Genomic DNA, 2,506 nt, shown 5'->3' on the forward strand with positions numbered 1-2,506 from the left:
GCATCTCGGGCAATCGACCTCATCACCTTCGCGGGCCATGGCCTGGCCGTTGATCGTGCTCCATTCCCAACCGGTACGCACGGTGCCGTCGGCCGTGGTTCTGGCCCCGACGGTGATGTGATAGCGCTTCATGCCTGATCTGTCCTTGAGTCATTTGCAGGGACGAGCACGCTAAGTGAGGCGGCAAGGGGGATAAATCAGACGTTTCGTTATCTTGTGTAGGTTTTTTCTCTATTCAGGTCATCTTGTGATTGGCAGGTGATAAGCAACCTCCCGCCGCCTACTTGAGGAGCTTCTGAAACTCCTCCACCGGCAGCGGCCGGCTGTGCAGATAGCCCTGATAGAAGTGGCATTCCAGCCCCTGTAAAAACTCGAGTTGTTCCGGCGTTTCAACGCCCTCGGCAATCACCTTCAAATCCAGGCTGTGGGCCATGGCACTGACTGGCGAGGGTAAGCTCGATGGCTTCGGCGGCGCCGGACGGGATACCGACGCGTCTATCGTAATGGGACAGGGTCAAGGTTTTGTCCAGGGTGTGGCCAGTGACAGTTTGATGAGGTAGCGCTCCTCGGTGGGGTGCCGGTAATCCTTGAAGCGATTGACCACCAGCATCACTTGATACTGGGTGCCCGCGTGCCAATAAGAGGTGCCGCCTTTGTTCACGTCCCGCAATTGGGCTAGCCATTGCGGAGTGTCGGCGAACGGTGGATCTTCTTCGATGCGGATCGGTACCCAACCCGCTTTGCGCCATTGCTCTTGCAGATCCAGCACCACTTTGAGGGTGTCGTCGAGCAATAGCGGCTCGATCTGCGGGGACATGCGGACGCTGTTGATCATCTCTTTGTTATAAATAATCGTAAAAAATCTGGCTAGCGGGGTTACAAAGCCGTACTGGGGATCCATGAAACGCAGACGGGCATCGGTCTTTGGGATGTTGAACGACACATGTCCGGGAATAGCCGGATCGATGGCAGCGCTAGAGCGCTGGCGCATAATCTCGTAAGGCTCACCAATTAACAGGGCGATTTCCGGTTCATCCGACAGGAACTCAATCGTCGCCAGCGTCAGAAGAGCCATGGTTGCAAGTACAGCGACACCAGATCGCCAACCCGAGCGATGCATCAAACTCATCGCACGCCCCGTGACTTACTAAGCTCCAGCGAGATGAGATAACGCTCTTCTGTGGGGCGATTTTTATCCTTAAAGCGATTAACCCTCAGCATCACTTGGTATTTGTCGCTTGCAAGCCAGTAGGCAGTGCCGCCTTTGTTGACCTCCCGCAGTTGGGCGCGCCATTGGGGCGTATCGGCGAAGGATGGAAACTCCCTGACCCTATTCGGCGTCCAGCCACCCTTGCGCCATTGCTCCTGAAGGTCCAGCACGACCTTGAGCGTATCGTCTAGCAGCAGGGGCTCGACTTGCGGAGACATATGGACAACATTGACTGACTCATCACCTTTGAAGCTAATGGTGAAGTAGCGCGCTAGTGGAGTTATAAAGCCATATTGAGGGTCAGCAAGACGAAGGCGAGCATCCGACTTTGGCAATCTACCCCAGAAATGCCCAGGGATGGCTGGATCAATGGGTGCACTGGAGCGCTTTCTCATGGTTTCCCAAGGCTCACCAATCACCAGTGCGATTTCCGGTTCACTTGCGCAAGCACGGAGAACTACGACTGCCAAGAGCGTGACAATAATCAACCAGACTCGTTGCCAGCCTTTACGTTGAAGCAGGCTCATCTCACGCCTAGTCCAGCGGCAATATCTTCAATCGCTTGCGCCATTTGATGGCGATTGCTGCCCTTTAAAAACTCGTCAAACTGCGCTGCAGCCCTGAGTACGAATGGCATGCGCTGACCAATGTCGGACAGATCCGCAACGGGGTTGTTGCCAAACCCAATAGTGCGTCCGTCATCAATGCGGCGGCACTGACTGGCCAGGGTTAGTTCAATGGCCTCAGCAGCACCGGACGGGATGTTAGTGACGTAGGAGGCATGGTTACTGCGTAACAACCATTTCAGACCGCTGTCGTTGTACATCGCAGGTTGCAAGATATTTTTCTGTTCGTGCCAAGCCAGATGTTCAACGCTTTCGGCGATGTTGCCAGCCTCTATGGACTCGAAGGCTTGCAGGATTTCATCGTGTTCAGTCCCGAATTCCAGCGTTTCCTGTCCAACGGGCCACAGTACCGGGTGCTGACCAGTGCCATTGATGTTTTTCCGTGAACCGAGACACTCCCTCAGCGCCTCCAACCCCCGCTCCGCATAAAACACATGCAACGGATACACATCCAGGAACAGCGTGGTATTGCCCATCGCCAGCATCTCGTACACGAACTGGTACATCTGTTGCGAGTAGGTCAAGGGGCTTTCGGCGCCCCAATGGGTGAAGCCCCACACCGGGTTGTTGCGGTTGGCCTGTTCATATTCGTGTTGGCGCTGCTCAAAGGCGCGGATGGTCGCGCGCTTTTCGCGTTCGCTGGGGCTGAGCAAGCCGGCCAGCCCTTGCC

3 protein-coding genes and 1 pseudogene are annotated in these 2,506 nt (G+C 55.5%); all 4 read right to left on the reverse strand.

What is annotated here, in order from left to right:
• Nucleotides 1-280: 280 nt before the first annotated feature.
• Nucleotides 281-505, reverse strand: a pseudogene (locus EIY72_RS29725) (EAL domain-containing protein); the annotation flags it as partial.
• 9 nt (nucleotides 506-514) lie between these two features.
• Entirely contained in the window at nucleotides 515-1,129 is a 615-nt protein-coding gene (locus tag EIY72_RS29730; protein WP_093217951.1) for a hypothetical protein, read from the reverse strand.
• Complete coding sequence (locus EIY72_RS29735; protein ID WP_093217953.1) at nucleotides 1,126-1,737, reverse strand: hypothetical protein; 612 nt, start codon at nucleotides 1,735-1,737, stop codon at nucleotides 1,126-1,128. Before EIY72_RS29735 ends, EIY72_RS29730 begins: the two co-directional genes overlap by 4 nt.
• Nucleotides 1,734-2,506 (reverse strand): DUF2515 family protein (locus EIY72_RS29740; protein WP_425048634.1); only part of this gene is annotated, 773 nt, incomplete at its 5' end. The genes EIY72_RS29740 and EIY72_RS29735, both read right to left, overlap by 4 nt.

The sequence above is a fragment of the Pseudomonas vancouverensis genome (assembly GCF_004348895.1).
Taxonomy (GTDB): Bacteria; Pseudomonadota; Gammaproteobacteria; order Pseudomonadales; family Pseudomonadaceae; genus Aquipseudomonas; species Aquipseudomonas vancouverensis.